14 protein-coding genes are annotated in these 19,702 nt (G+C 31.2%); 4 read left to right on the top strand and 10 right to left on the bottom strand.

Going from position 1 to position 19,702, the window contains the following annotated elements; all coding sequences use genetic code 11:
• Positions 1–53: 53 nt before the first annotated feature.
• The gene (locus L0U77_RS05610; RefSeq protein ID WP_233900869.1) at positions 54–2,078 is read left to right on the top strand and encodes an NADPH-dependent 2,4-dienoyl-CoA reductase; all 2,025 of its coding nucleotides are present in this window, start codon (positions 54–56) and stop codon (positions 2,076–2,078) included.
• A gap of 89 nt (positions 2,079–2,167) precedes the next feature.
• Here L0U77_RS05610 and L0U77_RS05605 read toward each other — a convergent pair whose 3' ends face one another.
• The 5 genes from L0U77_RS05605 to L0U77_RS05585 are packed head-to-tail and all read right to left on the bottom strand — an operon-like array spanning position 2,168 to position 5,002.
• The gene (locus tag L0U77_RS05605; protein WP_233900868.1) at positions 2,168–3,460 is read right to left on the bottom strand and encodes an ATP-binding protein; all 1,293 of its coding nucleotides are present in this window, start codon (positions 3,458–3,460) and stop codon (positions 2,168–2,170) included.
• On the bottom strand, positions 3,453–3,824 hold the full coding sequence (locus L0U77_RS05600; protein ID WP_233900867.1) for a hypothetical protein: 372 nt from the start codon (positions 3,822–3,824) through the stop codon (positions 3,453–3,455). The genes L0U77_RS05605 and L0U77_RS05600 overlap by 8 nt, the downstream gene beginning before the upstream one ends.
• A gap of 7 nt (positions 3,825–3,831) precedes the next feature.
• Positions 3,832–4,191 (bottom strand): hypothetical protein, encoded by a 360-nt coding sequence (locus L0U77_RS05595; protein WP_233900866.1) that lies wholly within the window; start codon positions 4,189–4,191, stop codon positions 3,832–3,834.
• Between the two features lie 6 nt (positions 4,192–4,197).
• Complete coding sequence (locus tag L0U77_RS05590) at positions 4,198–4,545, bottom strand: hypothetical protein (protein WP_233900865.1); 348 nt, start codon at positions 4,543–4,545, stop codon at positions 4,198–4,200.
• Between the two features lie 7 nt (positions 4,546–4,552).
• Complete coding sequence (locus L0U77_RS05585) at positions 4,553–5,002, bottom strand: hypothetical protein (protein WP_233900864.1); 450 nt, start codon at positions 5,000–5,002, stop codon at positions 4,553–4,555.
• Positions 5,003–5,428: 426 nt separating this feature from the next.
• Between L0U77_RS05585 and lpxD the strand changes: the two genes are divergently transcribed.
• The 3 genes from lpxD (at position 5,429) to ettA (ending at position 8,468) form a co-directional block, all read left to right on the top strand.
• Positions 5,429–6,415 carry a UDP-3-O-(3-hydroxymyristoyl)glucosamine N-acyltransferase gene (lpxD, locus tag L0U77_RS05580; protein ID WP_233900863.1) on the top strand — a complete coding sequence of 329 codons (987 nt, stop codon included), beginning with the start codon at positions 5,429–5,431 and terminating at the stop codon, positions 6,413–6,415.
• A gap of 157 nt (positions 6,416–6,572) precedes the next feature.
• Positions 6,573–6,755, top strand: a complete 183-nt coding sequence (locus L0U77_RS05575) for a CAL67264 family membrane protein (RefSeq protein WP_101916944.1) — start codon at positions 6,573–6,575, stop codon at positions 6,753–6,755.
• A 21-nt stretch (positions 6,756–6,776) separates the two neighbouring features.
• Complete coding sequence (ettA, locus tag L0U77_RS05570; protein ID WP_101916945.1) at positions 6,777–8,468, top strand: energy-dependent translational throttle protein EttA; 1,692 nt, start codon at positions 6,777–6,779, stop codon at positions 8,466–8,468.
• A 118-nt stretch (positions 8,469–8,586) separates the two neighbouring features.
• On the opposite strand, the gene L0U77_RS05565 is transcribed toward ettA, so the two are convergent.
• From L0U77_RS05565 to argS, 5 genes are all read right to left on the bottom strand, one after another.
• Complete coding sequence (locus L0U77_RS05565) at positions 8,587–9,603, bottom strand: porin (protein WP_233900862.1); 1,017 nt, start codon at positions 9,601–9,603, stop codon at positions 8,587–8,589.
• 199 nt (positions 9,604–9,802) lie between these two features.
• Positions 9,803–9,982, bottom strand: coding sequence for a hypothetical protein (locus tag L0U77_RS05560; RefSeq protein WP_233860951.1), 180 nt, complete (start codon positions 9,980–9,982; stop codon positions 9,803–9,805).
• A gap of 24 nt (positions 9,983–10,006) precedes the next feature.
• The gene (locus L0U77_RS05555; protein WP_233900861.1) at positions 10,007–15,703 is read right to left on the bottom strand and encodes a M43 family zinc metalloprotease; all 5,697 of its coding nucleotides are present in this window, start codon (positions 15,701–15,703) and stop codon (positions 10,007–10,009) included.
• 515 nt (positions 15,704–16,218) lie between these two features.
• Complete coding sequence (gene lpdA / locus L0U77_RS05550) at positions 16,219–17,607, bottom strand: dihydrolipoyl dehydrogenase (protein ID WP_233897751.1); 1,389 nt, start codon at positions 17,605–17,607, stop codon at positions 16,219–16,221.
• Positions 17,608–17,875: 268 nt separating this feature from the next.
• Positions 17,876–19,669 (bottom strand): arginine--tRNA ligase, encoded by a 1,794-nt coding sequence (argS, locus tag L0U77_RS05545; protein WP_233900860.1) that lies wholly within the window; start codon positions 19,667–19,669, stop codon positions 17,876–17,878.
• Positions 19,670–19,702 lie beyond the last annotated feature (33 nt).

The raw sequence follows: 19,702 nt of genomic DNA, 5'->3' as shown, positions 1-19,702 counted from the left end.
CTTGCAATGTATTATGCATGCATAATACTTTTAAACTTTAAAACTCTCAATAGATGAAATACAAACATATTTTTGAACCATTAGATTTAGGTTTTACTACATTAAAAAATCGTGTAATAATGGGTTCTATGCACACAGGTTTAGAGGAAGAAAAAAATGGTACACAAAGAATCGCAACGTATTATTCCGAACGTGCAAAAGGAGGAGTTAGTTTAATTATTACAGGCGGAATTTCGCCAAATATTCAAGGTTGGACAGCGCCATTTTCCGCTAGAATGAGCACTAAAAAACACGCAAGAGAACATAAAATAATTACCGATGCCGTGCATAAAGAAGGTGGTAAAATTTGTATGCAAATTTTACATTCTGGGCGTTACGGATATCATCCTTTAACGGTTGCTCCATCAAAAATAAAAGCGCCGATAAATCCGTTTACGCCGTTTAAATTAAAGCAATCAGGAATCCGAAGAACGATTAAAGATTTTGTGAATTCTGCAAAATTATCGCAAGAAGCAGGGTACGATGGTGTTGAAATTATGGGTTCGGAAGGGTATTTAATTAATGAATTTATCGTTAAAAAAACCAATAAAAGAACCGATAATTATGGCGGAACCTATGAAAATAGAATCCGTTTAGCAATTGAAATTGTTCAGAAAATTCGCAAAGAAGTAGGAACAAATTTTATTATTATTTACAGGTTATCAATGCTCGATTTAGTGGAACAAGGGAGTTCTTGGGAAGAAGTTGTACAATTAGGAAAAGAAATTGAAAAAGCAGGAGCAACCATAATTAATACAGGAATCGGTTGGCATGAATCACGTATTCCAACCATTGCAACATCAGTTCCAAGAGGAGCATTTACTTGGGTTACTCAAAAAATGAAAGAAGAATTATCAATTCCGTTGATAACTTCTAACCGAATTAATATGCCCGAAACGGCTGAAAAAATACTATCCGAAGGACATGCCGATATGATTTCAATGGCACGTCCGTTTTTAGCAGATCCGCAGTGGGTAAATAAAGCAAAAGAAGAACGTGATGATGAAATAAACACCTGTATTGCTTGTAATCAGGCGTGTTTAGACCATGCGTTTCAACAAAAAGTAGCGAGTTGTTTGGTAAATCCGAGAGCTTGCCACGAAACCGAATTTAATTATAATCCAACGAAAAATAAGAAAAAAATAGCCGTAGTCGGTGCAGGACCTGCGGGATTATCTGCTGCTACAATTTTAGCTCAAAGAGGGCATGAAGTAACACTTTTTGATGCCGATAAAGAAATAGGTGGTCAGTTTAATATCGCGAAGCAAATCCCAGGAAAAGAAGAGTTTTACGAAACAATTCGATATTTTAAAAAACAATTAGAATTACATAACGTAACCGTAAAATTAAATACACGAGTTTCTGCGGATGATTTATCAAAAGGAAATTTTGATGAGGTAATTATTGCCACAGGAATTACCCCAAGAATGCCAAGAATTAACGGAATTGAACACGAAAAAGTATTGAATTATATTGATGTTATCAAACATAAAAAACCTGTTGGAAAGCGTGTAGCCGTTATTGGAGCTGGTGGAATTGGTTTTGATGTATCAGAATATTTAGCACACGAAGGAGAAAGTACATCTTTAAATATTGATGCGTGGTTACAAGAATGGGGAATTGATAAATCGCTAAAAGCTCGTGCAGGAATTGAAAATGTTACACCAGAATTTCATCCATCGCCAAGAGAAATTTTTATGTTTAAACGTAGCAAAGGAAAATTCGGCGCAAACTTAGGAAAAACAACAGGTTGGATTCATCGAGCAACATTAAAAAAGAAAAAAGTACAGTTTATAGGCGAAGTTCAATATACAAAAATTGATGATGAAGGTTTGCATTATACCCAAGGCGAGGAGCAAAAAATACTAGCCGTAGATAATGTAATTATCTGTGCAGGGCAACTTCCGCTGAAAGAATTAGTAACACCTTTAGAAGAAAAAGGCATCAAAATACACGTAATTGGTGGGGCAGATTTTGCTTCGGAATTGGACGCAAAACGTGCGATTAATCAAGGAAGTAGATTAGCAGCGGAGATTTAAAATTTTTTAATTTTTGCTACTTTAGTATAATGAAAAAATCATTTTCCTGTTTAAAGGAAAATGATTTTTTGCTTTGATAAGAATTATTATTAGTTTTTAGTTACATTCAAATTAGCTTTTATTTTTTCGCTGATTTTTTTCTTAATTTCATCTGGAATTCCTTTTCCTTTTTTACTTTTTTCTAGTTGATCTTTTTTGTTTTTAGATCGTTCAAAGATTGTAATAAAGGTTTCTGATGAAAATAGAAAATCTTTATCTCCTTCAGATGCACCAAAAGTTAATGTTTCTAAAACAGCATTTTTTAATTCTCTACCAGAATATCCTTTTGTGATTTCAGCAATCTTATCTAACGTTTCCTTTCTATTAAAATTCTCTTTATATGGAATTGTAGGAAGCAACATTAAATCCAAAATTTTAATTCTATTTTCTTTTGAAGGTAATTTAAATTCGATATGTTTTAGAATACGAGATTCAAAAGCAGCATCGTAATTTTTGACTAAATTTGTAGCAAAAATAACTACTCCTTCAAAATTCTCTAATTCAATTAACATTTGACTGCGAAGAGAATTTACAGATTGATCAGAACTACTTGTTACATTTTCGACACGTTTTCCTAAAAAAGAATCTGCTTCATCAAAAAATAATAAAGCTTTTGTTTTTTTAGCTTCTTCGAAAGCTTGTACTAAATTTTTCGGTGCATCACCAACATATTTAGATTCAATATCAGAATAATTTATCAAAAGAATATCAATATCTAATTGATTAGCTAAAGCGTGAGCTGTCATTGTTTTTCCTGTACCAGGAAGCCCATAAAAATTTAATATTAATCTTGGTTTTGAATCAATTTCACCAAATCCCCAAACATCATAAATCAAATCTTGTCGTTGAAGTAATGTTAATGAGTTTTTAATTTCGCCTCTTTCTTCATCGCTTAAAATAATTTGGTCTAATGAAAATTTTGGTTTTGATGAATGAAACATAACTTTATCTTCACTCTCTTTCTTTTTTTCTTTCAATTTTGGTTTTGATTTAACATAATTTTCGTACGCTGGTTTTATTTTTTGATAATTTTCAATTTCAATAATTAATAAAAAAACCTTGTTTTCAACTTCATGATTAGCTACTAAATTACTTATCAAATTTTGATAAATAGAAAACTCATTATAATCTTCTTTTCTATTCTTTAAAATATTTGAAATGATTAATTTAATTTTATCATTGTCAATTTTAGTAGAAGATAATTTTTCGGGATATAAAAAATCATTAAAATCGATTGAAGATTCTAATAAAACGTACTTATCACTTAGGCTTATTTTTAAATGTCTTAAAATACTAGCGTAAAGCTCTGACTGTTTTTCTGTTTCTATAATTTCTCTAAACATATAATATTTTTTTTTCGTCATGTATTACTTCATGAATTTCTGTTTCTATATAATCACACTCTATTTTGTGAATATTTGAGTAATTATTATCTGCATCTACATACCCAGCATAATAAATACCTTCTTCTTTAGTTACGAATGCAGAATGATTATCTTGATCATAGTATGAGTCTAGGTCAACTCTGTTAAAGTTTTCTTCATCTATGTTCTTTTGAATAGATTTATTTAATTCTTCTTTGGCATTTTGTCTCTTTAAGGTTCTAATCCTAATAACTTCTTTGTAAATACTATATAATGCGGCACCTGCTAACATTGTTGCTACACCTCCTATAATCCAAGGTAAAAACCATATAATTAAAAACATAACTAATTTAATTTAAGATTAACATTTCTTTGTCACCAAAAGCTTGTTTCAAGCTTTCATCAATTTGATTGCATTTTATAATAATTGTTTTATCATCTACAATCTCGCCTTTATTTTTATTATAAAAAGTGATAACATAATCTCCTTCATTTACTTTAGGATAGGCATCTATATGTAAACAAATTCTTACAAGTCCTTCAGGAACTCCTTCTGGTGCTAATTCTTTTGCTAATTGTATTAAATCAGACATTTTAAAAATATCTAATTCTTTTTTTTCAAAGTTCAAAGAAGGCTCTTCTTTCTTTAAAAATTTATAGATAAAAAAGGCTATTATTACTACTGCTAAAATTATTATTGCTATTATCATTATTTTTTAATTTAAGATTAACATATCTTTATTGCTAAATTGCTGTTTGGTATCTTGGTCTAGGTTTTCATATTGGATAATTTCTGTATCCTCCTCTATGATACTGCCTGTACTTTTATCATAAAAAGTATTTACAATCGTTGAATCACTTATATTAAAAGTGTTATAATTCCCTGATTTTAAGTCGTCTTTAATTTTTAAAGAAATAGCAGTTACATTTGGGTTATTTTTATGCTTGTTTAATTTAGCTTTAAACCAACTTACGATGTTCTTAAAAAAATTTACTACTTTGGTAAATATTTTTTTTAAACTATCCCATATTTCTTTTAACACACCTATTATTGCATCTAACATATTTTCTTTATTTTTTAATTAATAACATTTCTTTATCTCCAAAAGACTCTTTAATTTTTTTATCTAACAGGTCTGTATAAATACAAAAAATTTCATTTTGGTTAGTAATTGGTTTTTTATTCTCATCTAATTTCTGCAAAAAATAAACTCTTTTGTCTCGTTGCTCATCAAATTTACCTTTTAATAAGACTACAAAGTGAAAATTTTTAGTTCCGTGTTCATCAATTATGGCTTTTAAACTTTGCATATTCAATTCATCGACTTCTAATACCGTACAGTATTCCTCGGTATTTTCTTTTATTTTATCACTGTATTCATCAATTTTATCGCCAAAATCATTAATTGTTTTTACTGTTTTTTCGCTAAAATCTTTAAATTTCGCTAAATTTTCGGGGGTCATAATTTTATTTAGAGCTTCTAAGCCTTTTCCTAAGATTGTAATTGAATTTTTTTTCATTATTAAATTTTAGTTTTTAAATTATTTCTTTTTAAATTTGTATTATAAAGTATTCGGAGAGGCCTCTAAGTTTGAATTGTTATTCCATAAAGGCGACTAAAAGCCTCGATAAATTTTTTGTTTTTTCTAATTAAGATCAATTTTTTTTTTAAAAGGATAAATCTATCAATTTTTTTATGAAAACCACTATGTAATTTAACTTTTATTTAACTAAAAAAAACCACGTATTTTTAGATAATATTCACTTAAAAAAGGATAGTTTGATTTATACTACAAAGGTCAAAATTTATTTTCCACAAAACTGGGAAAACGATTATTTTCCAGTTTTTATAGAAAATTAATAATTATTTAATAGTTGAATAAAATTGTTGCGGTTTGTTTTAAATTAAACAGTATTTTTAGCCCAATAATCCCCAAAAAAACAACATGATATTATTTACGATACAAGAAATTACTTCATTATTAAATGGAGAATTAATAGGAAGCTGTTCTGAAAAAATTACTGCTCCTGAGCAAATTGAAAAAGCTCAAAAAGGACAAATTACTTTTATCGGGAATAAGAAATTTGCAAAATTATGGGAAAATTCCAATGCAAGTGCTGCCATTATCTGCGAAAAATTAGATATTCAACCAGGAACAGATAAGGCGTTTATCAAAGTTAAAAATCCCGATTTAGCTATGGCGATTTTATTAGAAGCCTTTCAGCCAGAAGCTCCATCTTTTGAAACTGACATTCATCCAACGGCTGTTATTGATAAAACGGCAAAAATTGGCAAAGGTTGTAAAATTGGCGCAAATTGTTATATCGGTAAAAATGTAGTGTTAGCAGACGCAATTATTTTGTATCCAAACGTAACTATTTTTGATGATACAACTATTGGGAAAAATACGGTAATTTGGTCAGGAACGGTTGTTAGAGAACGAAGTGTTATCGGAAATAATTGTATTTTTCATACGAATGTAAGTATCGGAGCAGATGGTTTCGGATACAGACCAAGCGCACAAGGATTAACGAAAATTCCACATATCGGAAATGTAATTATTGGAAATCAAGTAGAAATTGGTGCAAATTCTTGTGTTGATAGAGGAAAGTTTAGTGCCACTATTTTAGGCGATGGTTGTAAAATTGATAACTTGGTGCAAATAGGGCATAATTGCGTATTAGGGAAGTTTTGTATTATGGCTGGAAGCAGTGGTTTAGCAGGGTCTGTAACCTTAGGTGATGGTGTTATTATTGGCGGAAGCGCTTCTATAAAAGATCATGTAACTATTCACTCTGGAGCAACTGTAGGTGCAGGTTCTGGTGTTATTGCCGATGTTCCCGCAGGAAAAACCGTACTTGGGTATCCAGCAACTGATGCTAGAGAAAAAATGAAACAATGGGTTGCTTTACGTAAATTAGGAAGAGTCTAAAAAATTATCAAAATAAATAAAAGAAGCAATAAATCATCAAAAATGAACACAGATACGCCTTTTTAACCTCTTTTTAAGGTAAAATCAGTAATTTGTCAATAGAGATTATAAAATAAAAACCGATATTTGTGCTACATATTTTTTTAAAGAGTAAATTATGGCAATGAATAAAAATAATGTCCTCGCTTGGGCAACAATTATAATGGTTTTAATAGGGCTTTTACTAGTGTTACTAGGAGCTTTTCGATATGATGACGTAGCAGGATATGGTTTTGCAGCAGTAGGTTTAGGATTTTTTGCAAATGCATGGGTTTTCAACGCCTTAAAAGGAAGAGTTTAATTAATAAAAAAATAGCACAAAATGTCAGACGATAAGAAGGTTATATTTTCAATGAATAAGGTTTCAAAAACCTATCAAAGTACCAATAAACAAGTTTTAAAAGATATTTATTTAAGTTTCTTCTACGGAGCTAAAATTGGTATTTTAGGTTTAAACGGATCGGGTAAATCGACTTTATTAAAAATAATTGCTGGAGTAGAAAAAAATTTCCAAGGAGATGTTACTTTTTCACCAGGGTATAAAGTTGGTTATTTAGAACAAGAACCAAAATTAGACGAAACTAAAACGGTTATCGAAATTGTAAGAGAAGGTGTTGCAGAAACGGTGGCTATTTTAGAGGAATACAACAAGATCAACGATATGTTTGGTTTAGAAGAAGTGTATTCTGATGCTGATAAAATGGACAAGTTAATGGCGCAACAAGCCGAACTTCAAGATAAAATTGATGCTTCTAATGCTTGGGAATTAGATACCAAACTTGAAATTGCCATGGATGCTTTACGTACTCCAGATGGTGATACGCCAATTAAAAATTTATCAGGAGGGGAACGAAGAAGAGTCGCTTTATGTAGATTATTATTACAAGAACCAGAAATTTTATTATTAGATGAGCCTACCAATCACTTGGATGCGGAATCTGTACATTGGTTAGAACATCATTTAGCACAATACAAAGGAACGGTAATCGCGGTAACGCATGATAGGTATTTCTTAGATAATGTTGCGGGTTGGATTTTAGAATTAGATAGAGGTGAAGGAATCCCTTGGAAAGGAAATTATTCTTCTTGGTTAGATCAAAAATCAACAAGAATGGCACAAGAAAGCAAAACTGCTTCTAAGCGTCAAAAAACATTAGAACGAGAATTAGAATGGGTTCGTCAAGGTGCAAAAGGTCGTCAAACAAAGCAAAAAGCACGTTTGAAGAATTATGATAAGTTGATGAGCCAAGATCAGAAACAAACGGATGAAAAGTTAGAAATTTATATTCCAAATGGTCCACGTTTAGGAACCAATGTGATTGAAGCGAGTGGCGTTTCAAAAGCTTTTGGAGATAAATTATTATATGATAACTTAGAATTTAATCTTCCGCAAGCGGGAATTGTTGGAATTATCGGACCAAACGGTGCTGGTAAAACCACTATTTTCAAAATGATAATGGGCGAAGAAACTCCTGATGCAGGAAGTTTTAATGTCGGTGAAACGGCAAAAATTGCGTATGTAGATCAGGCACATTCTAATATTGATCCTGATAAATCTATTTGGGAAAATTTCTCTGAAGGTCAAGATTTAGTAATGATGGGAGGGAAGCAAGTAAATTCCCGTGCCTATTTAAGTCGTTTTAACTTTGGAGGAAGCGAACAAAACAAAAAAGTTTCGACACTTTCTGGAGGTGAACGTAACCGTTTGCATTTAGCAATGACCTTAAAAGAAGAAGGAAACGTTTTATTATTAGATGAGCCAACCAATGATTTAGATGTAAATACATTAAGAGCCTTAGAGGAAGGTTTAGAAAACTTTGCAGGTTGTGCGGTAGTTATTTCTCATGATAGATGGTTTTTAGATAGAATTTGTACACATATTTTAGCTTTTGAAGGAAATAGTGAAGTGTATTTCTTTGAAGGTGGTTTTTCTGAATATGAAGAAAATAAGAAGAAACGTTTGGGTGGAGATTTAATGCCAAAAAGAATTAAATATAGAAAATTAATTAGATAATTTTTTTGATATTTTAATAGATAAAAAAACTCGAAGTTTATAGCTTCGAGTTTTTTGTTTTCTTGATTATTTTTAGAGCCTGTTTAAATTACACTCAATATAATTTCTCAATATAATTTTATAACAAATCATAGGATATATCATAACGTAAACCAACCGAAATATTCGTAATTGCAGGTTTATCAGTATCCTTATAATTTAAAAGTTCAACATACGTTCGAACGTTCTTTTTGAATCTTTTCTCAAAAGTGAAATTAAATCCAGTACCGTTTATAGTGCCATTGTCGTAGTTAAAATAACTAGCTTTAGCATTGTAACTTTCATTAAAAGAATATACTGCAACAATATCTAAAGTACTTGCGTCTAATTTTAAATCAGCACTATTTTTGATATTTATATTTTGATAATTCATAGCCATATATAAATTATTGAAAAAAGTAGTCGCTCCAGCAAAAGCAAAAATAGTACGCTTAATTCCATCAGCATCTTCATCTGAAAGAAAAGAAGTCCCTACGTAAAAATTTTTAGCAGTATATCCCAAACCAAGTACAGCAGTATCTACATAACTTCTTCCAAAAGTGTCATCGGTAACACCGCCATTTGTAGAGCCAGAATCTCCATTTATTTGTATTCCTGCATCAATTTTGAAATTCCCTAAATTATTCTTATAAGTTACTAAATTATTAGTTCTAAAAGGACTCTGTGTGTCATAGGCAAATGGACTTGAACGATTGTTAAAAACATCGGTTACTTCCGCCACGATATTGTAATGTGGTGACCATTGTTTTCCAATGGCAATACGTCCCCAATTTCCTTTTAAACCTGCATATCCTAAACGAGCATCACCAAAATCAGCATCGCCTTCAATATCAATATCCCATTCTCCTCTAACGAATACGGTTAAATTTTTATCAATTTTTTGTTCCGCTTTTACGCCTATTCGCGAGAAAAAATCAGTAACATCTAAACTTTTTATATTTGTTATTCTATCGTTTCGGTACGTAATCGCAGGTCTTAAACTAGCGTAGACATTAATTTTTTGAGCATCCTCATTTTTATTTAGTTTTTCTTTTTTTTGAGCATTCGCTGTCAAAATTCCCAAAGCCATAGCGGTAAGCATTATTTTTTTTTTCATAGATATTTTATTTTTTAACAAATTTTTGTGATACACAAATATACTATATGAACTGTAATTCTCTGTATTTGATATTATTTAAACGAGTAGTTTTTAGAATATTTGTCATGCTAATTAAGCAAAAAATTAAGCAAAAAAATCTCCAAGAACAACTAAATGTTCTTGGAGATAAATAAATTAAGGGGGTCTTAACTATTAATTAAAAATCAGTACCTGGAGCTTCTGGACCTGTAGGACTTTGAGCTTGTGCCTTTTGAGGGCTTAAAATCATATACGTTCCAAGGGCTGTTAAAGCAGCATATTTTCCGTGTTTTCCGATTTTTTGTAAAGCCTCTTTACGGCTAATATTGGTATCTTTTGATATATGTTGTTTTTTCATGATGTTTTGTCTGTTTTTAAATAATTAATTTAAAATAATTTTTTTGTTTATCTTTTTTAAATCACTTGTTAAATTAACAATATAAACTCCTGCAGATACTTTAGGTAAATTTATTACAGTTGTTCCGTTTGATTTAAAAGTTTTACTTAAAATTTGTTTCCCTATCGTAGAATATATTGCAATCGTATTATTTTCTGATTGTAATCCTGTAATGGTTAACTCATTTTTAGCTGATTGAGAAATGAAGATGTTTGCTGTTTTTGCAACATCATTTACATTTTTTGAAGCTGTGTGTATAAAGAATTGACCTGAATTAGTCGTTTTCTTTAATCGTACACTATACTTTTCTTTTGATAAATTAATGAATTTTTCATTTCCTTTATCCTCTAAATAAACTTCGGTATTTTCAGGTAAGTTAAAAGATTTTGCAGAGAAAACAATAGTTTCATTTGCAGTTGCTTTTACACCAACAGGAACAACAGTTGTTGTTAAATCAGCAATTGGTAACGATTGAACAGCATAATCATTACTGTTTTCGTTGTTTACTAATTTTGTAAATACACTAAAGTTGCTTTTAGCTCCTTTAAATACACTTCCATCAAAACCATTATCAAAACCTGTAGTTGCTTCATTTAAATAATAGATTTTAGCTGTTTTAGCTGTTCCATTATTTGAAGTAACAGTTACGTTTACTTGCGTTTTAGGGTTTGCTTGTCTTTGAAAAGTACCCGCAGTATGTGATTGATTATTCTTATCAAAAGTTACATTGGTATTTGCATTGGCACTTACAAAGAAACCTTGTGTTGGTGCAATTTGATAATCAGTATCAATACCTGCTAATTTTAAATCATAACTATTTGTTGCTTGATTCCATAACCAAATTGTAGCTTCTTTTACAACCGTGTTTAAAGGATTCGCGTTGAAAAATTCTTCTAAATTAATATAAGAAGTATATGGGTTTCCAACTAAGTTATAACTATTTGTAGCAGTTGTTACAGGAATTGTTACATTTTCGTAATTCACATCACCTGTAAATTTAACATCGGCAACAGTCTTTAACTTAACAGAATATCCTTTTCCAGAAACAAAATTTCCTTTAGAACCTATCGTTTGATAATCCCAAACTGTTCCATCATTTTTATAAGAAGCTAAACCGATATTTCCAGCCGTTCCTGAAGCAAAATCATTATTTACAATAATATTTGCAAGCGTTTCATTACTTAGCGGAGAACTTACTAAATACCAGTTATTGGTAGGTAAGTTTCTGTTATAAGTAACGTTCGCATTTAATTTACTATTGGTAATTAAAGTAGCACCAGATTCGATGGTAACTTTATTTAAAGTAACTTCTTGTGTTAACGTAGGGAATTTAGTCGCATTTGCAGGGATAATAACATCATCAGCACTTGTTGGAACGGTATTTCCTATCCAGTTATTTGCATTATTCCAATCAGTATCTGTTGCTCCTGACCATGTAATTGTTGTTGGTAAGGTAGTTGCACCTGCTAAAATTGCTCCTTTTGGTTTAGTGTAAAAAGCATATTCTGTAATAGTGTATTGACTACCATCTGCTAGAACAGTCGCTTTAAACCAACCATATACGGTCGCACCTTGGTATAATGCTTCAAAACCAACATACCCAGTTTTTCCTGCCCATTCAGTATAAGAAGGTGTATGGATATTAGGTCCGTATTTATAAGTGAAATTATCTTTTTCTGAAATTAACTGCCCCTCGTTGATAAGTGTAATATTATCAGTACTATTATTTAGTATTAAATTTTTACCGCTGTTTTCAATTTTTAAATCACTTTCAGATTTCCAAGCACCAAATGATTGATTATTATTATCAGCATCTAAATCATAAAGATTAAAAGGACCCCAACCACTAGCGTTATTAGTACTAGCATTCAAAGTTCCTGTAATAATTTGATAAGGATCAGAGAAATTAAAGTCAAGGGTATTTACTTTATTATTGACATCAGCATAACCATTACTAAAAGCAGTACTGTTAAAAGTAATATCATAATTCGCAGAAGCATCATTTCCGTGACTATTTAACGTTCCTGTAATTGTTAAACGAACTTCTTTTTCATTTAAATAGATAACTTCAACATTGTAATCATTAGGAATTGTTGATGTAAAATCTGTTCCATTTACAAATGTTTTATTATTGAAATTAGCTACACCTCCAATACGAATTGTTGAAGTGAAATTAATAATTCCTGTGTTATCTTCGTTTTCAGCGACAGTTTTAGAATTAAATTCTAATTCAGAATTATCACCTCTAAATACTAATTGTCCTGCTTCGATATCTCCATTTGGTTCTGTAGAAAAAGCGTATTCATAAACAGTAAATGTTTTTCCATCGGCAGAAACACCTGCTTTTATCCATCCGTGAATGGTTTCTCCATCATGATCGGTTGTAAAACCAATATATCCAATTTTTCCGTCCCAATCGGTATATGCTTCATGTCTCATATCTAATTGACCAGGATACGCCTCAGGAGCTGTAAAATTACTTGCTGTAGAAATTAATGCATTTTGTGGTAAAAATGTAATATTTCTTGTTCCTGTATTGGTAACTAATTTTTTACCATAGGTTTCTAATTTTAAATATTCTTTATTAGTCGTATCATCTGTATGTGCCCAAACACCATAAAAATGAGAACCATCAATTTCTGTTAAATTGAAATTAAACCAATTATTAGCCTTGTTTGCTGATAAATCATCATTATCTACAAAAATAATTTCGTAAGGGTCTCTGTATTTAAGAGAAATACTGTTTTCTTTATTTGAAATTTTATCAAATCCAGAAGTAAAAGCACTACTATTAAAACTAATATCGAAACTAGTTGTTTCACTTTTAGCGTGACTTATAGTCGTTCCTGTAATAGTTATTTGTGCTTCTTTAGCATTTACATAACTAACTGCTACGGTAAAATCATTAGGGAAAGTAGTTGTGAAATCAGTTCCGTTTACAAATGTTTTATCGGTAAAGTTTGCAACGCCATCAATCGTAATGGTAGTTGAAAAATTAAAAGAACCTTCGTTATCAGTTGTTTCTCTAGCTTCATTAGATGCAAAAACTAATTCAGAAGCATCTAAATCAAATAATTTTTGTCCTGTTTTGATATCTCCTCTTGGTTCTGTAGAAAAAGCGTATTCATAAACAGTAAATGTTTGACCATCGGCAGAAACACTAGCTTTCATCCATCCGTGGATAGTTTCCCCATTATGTTCAGCTTCAAATCCAAGATATCCTGTTTTTCCATCCCAATCGGTATAGGTATCATAACTCATATCTAACTGTCCTGGATAGGCAGCAGGAGCCGTAAAGTTATCCGTTTTAGAAATTAAGGTGTTTTTAGGTAAAAATGAAATATCTCTTGTTCCTGTATTGGTAACTAATCTTTTTCCGTAGGTTTCTAATTTTAATTTACCTGCTTCAAAAAGCCAAACTCCATACTCGTAATTACCATTTATTTTGGTTAAATTTAAATTATCCCAACCAGCTCCTGTGGTAGCTGTAATATCTACGATGTCATCATAAATAATTTCATAAGGATCTCTAAATACAACATCAAAATCATTTGCTTTATTTACTACACTGTCAAATCCAGAGGTAAATGCACTGCTATTCAAACTAATAGTGTAATTAGAATTATCAGCCACAGTATGGTTTGTCGTTATTCCTGTAACTGTTACTTCAAGTTCATCTTTACTGATGTAATTAAAGGCAACTGCTAAATTACTTGGAAAAGTAGTTGTAAAATCAGTTCCTTTTACAAATATTTTATTTGAAAACTCTGCCGCTCCAGAAAGCGTAACTTTCGTTGAATAATTAAACGCTCCTGTGTTATCAGTTGCTTCTTTAATTTCTTTAGATACAAAAAGTAATTCAGATGCTGATGTATCGAATAATGTTTGTCCTGCTAAAATATCACCATTAGGTTCAGTAGAAAAAGCGTATTCATAAACGGTTAACGTTTCACCATCGGCAGAAACACTAGCTTTCATCCATCCGTGGATAGTTTCCCCATTATGATCTGCTTCAAATCCAATATATCCAGTTTTTGCATCCCAATCAGTATAAGTATCATAACTCATATCTAATTGACCAGGATAAGCCTCAGGAGCTGTAAAATTACTTACCGTAGAAATTAATGTGTTTTTGGTTAAAAGTGTAATGTCTCTTGTTCCTGTATTGGTAACTAATTTTTTACCATAGGTTTCTAATTTTAAATGCCCTGGTTTATATGCCCAAGTACCATAGGTATTACCACCATTTATTTTGGTTAAATTTAAATTATCCCAAGAAGCAGCTGTGCTTGCAGAAATATCTGTAATATCATGATAAATAATTTCATAAGGGCTATAAAATTTAAAGTCTAAACCGATAGAAGTACAGCTTAAGGTTTGCCCTGGACTAAACGCACTAGTATCAAAAGATAAGTTTACTGTTTCATTATTGGTTTCTAGGTGATTTGTTGCAATACCTGATATTGTTAGAGTAGCTGTTGTTGTAGAGGTAATTGCTACTGTAGAAGATAATCCTTGAGGTAAAGCAATACTATATTGATTACCTTGAGTTAAGTTACCCGTTGAAGCGCTAAAAGTAGCATTATCAAGAGTTATCGTTATTTCTTGGTTAAAGCTACCATCGTTTGCTACTAATTCTTTAACTGTATTATTATTTAAAGCAATGGCACCGCCAGTATTATTAACACCTGTATCAATTAAATTCTGAGCTTCCCATAAAGTTTTACGAGCAGGATGTTGTAAAGCTGCTAACATACGGTCTGTTTGACCTTTGGTAAACATTCTGTAACAACCATCAGCTGCACCATTATATCCCATATAATTTTCATAGTTGATAAAATAACCTTCACAGTTTCTTGTAGGAGAACAATTAGCACCAACTACATCTTTATCTTCGGCAGGCGTATCATCTACTTGATCATTTGGGTAGGTACATCCTCCTTGAAACGTATGTATCAGGTTAAAAAAGTGACCAAATTCGTGAGTAAATACAGAGGCAAATTCTTTCCCTGTATTTCCGTGTAAATAGGCTCCGTTATATACAACTCTTGCGGTATTTGCATCTGACATTGAACTGTTAGGGTACCAAGCAACACCAGATTGATTCGTATCACCATCAGCATATAATTCTGCCTGAATATATACATTCATATATTTATAATTATCCCAAGCATCAGCAGCAATTTGGTCATCGTATCCACCACCATTACCGTAACCAGCTTTTTCATCGTAAAAAATAACACCACTTGTACAGTTTCCATTCGGGTCTAATTTTGCTAATTTAAACTCGATATCTAAGGTGCTTTTTACAGTATTAAATGCAGGGTCAGTTCCTGCAAAATCATCATTTAAACCTTGAAAATCAAGATTAAGTTTATCTATAGCTGTTTTAACGATGTCTGTAGTAACTGTTTTTCCATTCTGATTTTCACCATATACATGAACAACAACTGGAATTGTGTATGTTCTAGCACGTTGAAGTTTTTGACCTCTTGCTAATTTTCTTGTTATTTTATTAAATTCAACATATTCTTTTCTAGCTTCAGGATTTTTATTGAATATTAATTCATTTTGGATACTTGCTTTACAAGCATGTTTGTTGTGTTCCGATTTTTGTGCAAAAATTTTGGATTGCAAAGAAGCGACCAAAATTAATAGCATGAGTGTAATTTTGTTTCTCATTTAGTGAGGTTTTTGAACTATTTTTTAGATAGTTAGAGGTTAATTTTGTGTTAAATTTGTATAAATATATAATTCGTAATATAAAAACAGCTGTTTTTGCTTCTTTTTCGATAAAATAATATACATATATGGTTGTATAGTATTTTATTTTTGTAGATTCGTCTATTTTTTTGATTTTTTGGAGGTGTTTTGAATCTAAAAATCTTTATTTTTTTTATGAAATAAAGATTCCATTAAAAACAGATTATTTATTACGAAGTTAAAAAAGAAGTGTTTTTTTCAATAAAAAATTATAATATCATAAATATAGTGAAAAAACATTAAAATAATTACATTTTCTTTAATCTATTATATACAAGAAAACCTCACCAAATTGATGAGGTTTTGTTGTATAAAAGATTATTTAGAGTAAGTTTACGAATAGAAATTATATAATTTACCCGTAATTTACTTAAAATTTACATCAATATTTATGTTTAAAAATTGATGTAAAATTTTTTAAATAATCAGAATCTCTATAAATGAATCACTTCATCATAAGCATCAGCAACAGCTTCCATAACCGCTTCACTCATTGTTGGGTGAGGGTGAATTGTTTTTAAAACTTCATGACCAGTAGTTTCTAATTTTCTACCTAAAACAGCTTCCGCAATCATGTCGGTAACACCTGCACCAATCATATGACAACCTAACCATTCTCCGTATTTTGCATCAAAAATTACTTTTACAAAACCATCTGTAGTTCCGGCAGCAGTTGCTTTTCCTGAGGCAGAGAAAGGAAATTTTCCAACTTTTAAATCGTAACCAGCTTCCTTTGCTTGTTTTTCTGTCATTCCAACAGAAGCAATTTCAGGAGTAGCATACGTACAACCAGGAATATTTCCATAGTCGATAGCTTCAGTATGTAAACCAGCTAACTTTTCAACTAACGTAATTCCTTCAGCAGAAGCAACATGTGCTAAAGCTGGTCCAGGAGTTACATCACCAATAGCGAAATAACCAGGAATATTTGTTTGATAAAAATCATTTACTAAAATTTTATCGCTATCAGTAATAATTCCAACATCTTCTAAACCGATGTTTTCAATATTTGTTTTAATTCCAACTGCCGATAATAAAATATCTGCTTCTAAAATAACTTCACCTTTTTTCGTTTTAACGGTAGCTTTTACGCCATCGCCAGAAGTATCAACAGTTTCAACAGATGAACTTGTCATTACTTTAATACCCGATTTTTTGAAAGAACGCTCCATTTGTTTAGATACATCAATATCTTCAACAGGCACAATGTTTGGCATAAATTCAACAACAGTAACATCCGTTCCCATTGAATTATAAAAATGTGCAAACTCAACACCAATAGCACCTGAACCTACAACAATCATAGATTTTGGTTGGCTAGGTAAGCTCATCGCTTGACGATAACCAATTACTTTTTCACCATCTTGTGGTAAATTTGGTAAAACTCTAGAACGTGCACCAGTTGCGATAATAATATTATCCGCAGCATATTCTGTTACAGAACCATCTTTAGCGGTAACATCAACTTTTTTACCAGTTTTAATTTTACCAAAACCGTCAATAATATCGATTTTGTTTTTCTTCATTAAAAAAGAAACACCTTTGCTCATTCCTTCGGCAACACCACGACTACGTTTAATAACTGCTCCAAAATCTTTATCGATTGCTTCCGCTTTTAAACCATACTCATCAACATGTTTTAAATAATCATAAACTTGAGCAGATTTTAACAATGCTTTTGTAGGAATACATCCCCAGTTTAAGCAAATTCCACCTAAACTTTCTTTTTCAATTACTCCAACCTTAAAGCCTAATTGCGATGCTCTAATAGCAGTTACATAACCTCCAGGACCACTTCCGATTATTAATACGTCGTATTTCATGTTGTTAATTTTTTACTTATTGTTTGTTTATTTTATATATTTTTGTCATTTCGAGTGATTTTATTTTCAAAATCGTATCGAGAATTTGGGCGTTCGGGCGGGCTTTCACTACTCGCTTTTTTTAAATATGAAAAATATTTAAAAAAGAGCTCAAACATGCCGTTCAATCCCTAACGCGAATTTTCGTTTTTTCAACCCTATTTATTTTTCAATTTTTAAAGTTTATCGCTTTTTTATCAAAAAATAAATAGGGCAGAAGCAACATTTTTTACATTCTTTCAGGAACTTCAATTCCTAATAAAGCAAATGCAGATTTAATAGTATCGGCAACTTTTTTTGATAATTGAACTCTGAATACTTTTTTATCTTGGTTTTCTTCTCCTAAAATATGTACATTCTGATAAAAAGAATTGAATTCTTTTACCAATTCGTAGGTGTAATTAGCAATTACGGCAGGCGAATAATTTTTAGCAGCTTGCTGAATTACTTCAGGATATAATTCTAATTGTTTAATTAATTCTTTTTCTTTTGCGTGTAAATCTATAGAAACAGGCTTTGAGTAATCAAAAGTTGCTTTTCTTAAAATAGATTGAATTCTAGCATACGTATATTGAATAAAAGGACCAGTATTTCCTTGAAAATCTACAGAAGCTTTCGGATCGAATAAAATTCTCTTTTTAGGATCTACTTTTAAGATGAAATATTTTAAAGCTCCCAAACCAATAACTCTATATAATTCTTCTTTTTCGATGTCAGAATAGCCTTCTAATTTTCCTAATTCTTGTGAAATAGTACGAGCCGTATCGGTCATTTCGTCCATTAAATCATCGGCATCAACGACAGTTCCTTCACGAGATTTCATTTTTCCAGAAGGTAAATCTACCATTCCATAACTTAAATGATGTAATTGTTCAGCCCAAGAATATCCTAATTTCTTTAAAATTAAGAACAAAACTTTAAAGTGATAATCTTGTTCGTTACCAACGGTGTAAACCATTCCGCCAACATCAGGCATATCTTTTGCACGCTGAATTGCAGTTCCAATATCTTGTGTCATATAAACAGAAGTTCCGTCAGAACGTAAAACCAGTTTTTCATCTAAACCATCTTCGGATAAATCACACCAAACAGAACCGTCTTCTTTTTTAAAGAAAACACCACTTTCTAATCCTTGTTCAACAACATCTTTTCCTAATAAATACGTGTTACTTTCGTAATATAATGTATCAAAATCGACACCTATATTTTTATACGTAACATCAAATCCTTTGTAAACCCAAGAATTCATTTCTTTCCAAAGTGTTACAACTTGTTCATCTCCAGCTTCCCATTTACGAAGCATTGCTTGCGCTTCTAAAAATAAAGGCGCTTGTTTTTTAGCATCATCTTCAGAAACACCTGAAGCCATTAAAGTTGCTATTTCTTTTTTATATTCTTGGTCGAATTTTACGTAATAGTTTCCTACTAATTTATCACCTTTTAATCCCGTATTACTAGGGTTTTCTTTTTTGCCATCACTCCCATTGGGAGCGAATTTTTGCCAAGCCAACATCGATTTACAAATATGTATTCCTCTATCATTAATGATTTGAGTTTTATATACTTTTTTACCCGATGCTTTTAAAATTTCAGCAACTGAATATCCTAATAAAACATTACGAACGTGTCCTAAATGCAACGGTTTGTTGGTGTTTGGCGATGAATATTCTACCATACGAGAAGAATCATCTGCCGAAGGTGAAATAAATCCATAAGAAGAATTTGCACTAATTTTATTGAAAAAATTCGTATAAAAGGTGTCATCAATCACTAGGTTTAAAAACCCTTTAACGACATTATAATTAGTGATTTCAGTAACGTTTTCAACCAAATACTTCCCTAAATCCTCGCCGATTTGAACAGGATTCCCTTTTTTATATCTTAAAAGAGGAAAAACCACGACAGTGATATCTCCTTCAAAATCTTTACGGGTTGCTTGAAATTCTACACTCGGAATTTCGATATTATATAAGGTTGAAAATCCTTCTTTTACTTTGGTTTCTATTAAGGTTTGTATGCTCATTAGTAGTTGAAAATTGAATAACAAAACTACATA

Source organism: Tenacibaculum piscium (genome assembly GCF_021390715.1).
GTDB lineage: Bacteria > Bacteroidota > Bacteroidia > Flavobacteriales > Flavobacteriaceae > Polaribacter > Polaribacter piscius.
Note: the sequence above shows the minus strand (reverse complement) of the source record. Positions and strands in the feature narration are given on the sequence as shown.

What these genes read in the sequence shown, in the direction of transcription:
- L0U77_RS05600 (WP_233900867.1), bottom strand. Translation starts at nt 3,824, where the DNA reads ATGTTTTTAATTATATGGTTTTTACCTTGGATTATAGGAGGTGTAGCA.
- L0U77_RS05555 (WP_233900861.1), bottom strand. Translation starts at nt 15,703, where the DNA reads ATGAGAAACAAAATTACACTCATGCTATTAATTTTGGTCGCTTCTTTG.
- L0U77_RS05585 (WP_233900864.1), bottom strand. Translation starts at nt 5,002, where the DNA reads ATGAAAAAAAATTCAATTACAATCTTAGGAAAAGGCTTAGAAGCTCTA.
- L0U77_RS05610 (WP_233900869.1), top strand. Translation starts at nt 54, where the DNA reads ATGAAATACAAACATATTTTTGAACCATTAGATTTAGGTTTTACTACA.
- lpdA (WP_233897751.1), bottom strand. Translation starts at nt 17,607, where the DNA reads ATGAAATACGACGTATTAATAATCGGAAGTGGTCCTGGAGGTTATGTA.
- L0U77_RS05560 (WP_233860951.1), bottom strand. Translation starts at nt 9,982, where the DNA reads ATGAAAAAACAACATATATCAAAAGATACCAATATTAGCCGTAAAGAG.
- lpxD (WP_233900863.1), top strand. Translation starts at nt 5,429, where the DNA reads ATGATATTATTTACGATACAAGAAATTACTTCATTATTAAATGGAGAA.
- L0U77_RS05605 (WP_233900868.1), bottom strand. Translation starts at nt 3,460, where the DNA reads ATGTTTAGAGAAATTATAGAAACAGAAAAACAGTCAGAGCTTTACGCT.
- L0U77_RS05565 (WP_233900862.1), bottom strand. Translation starts at nt 9,603, where the DNA reads ATGAAAAAAAAAATAATGCTTACCGCTATGGCTTTGGGAATTTTGACA.
- L0U77_RS05575 (WP_101916944.1), top strand. Translation starts at nt 6,573, where the DNA reads ATGGCAATGAATAAAAATAATGTCCTCGCTTGGGCAACAATTATAATG.
- L0U77_RS05595 (WP_233900866.1), bottom strand. Translation starts at nt 4,191, where the DNA reads ATGATAATAGCAATAATAATTTTAGCAGTAGTAATAATAGCCTTTTTT.
- L0U77_RS05590 (WP_233900865.1), bottom strand. Translation starts at nt 4,545, where the DNA reads ATGTTAGATGCAATAATAGGTGTGTTAAAAGAAATATGGGATAGTTTA.
- argS (WP_233900860.1), bottom strand. Translation starts at nt 19,669, where the DNA reads ATGAGCATACAAACCTTAATAGAAACCAAAGTAAAAGAAGGATTTTCA.
- ettA (WP_101916945.1), top strand. Translation starts at nt 6,777, where the DNA reads ATGTCAGACGATAAGAAGGTTATATTTTCAATGAATAAGGTTTCAAAA.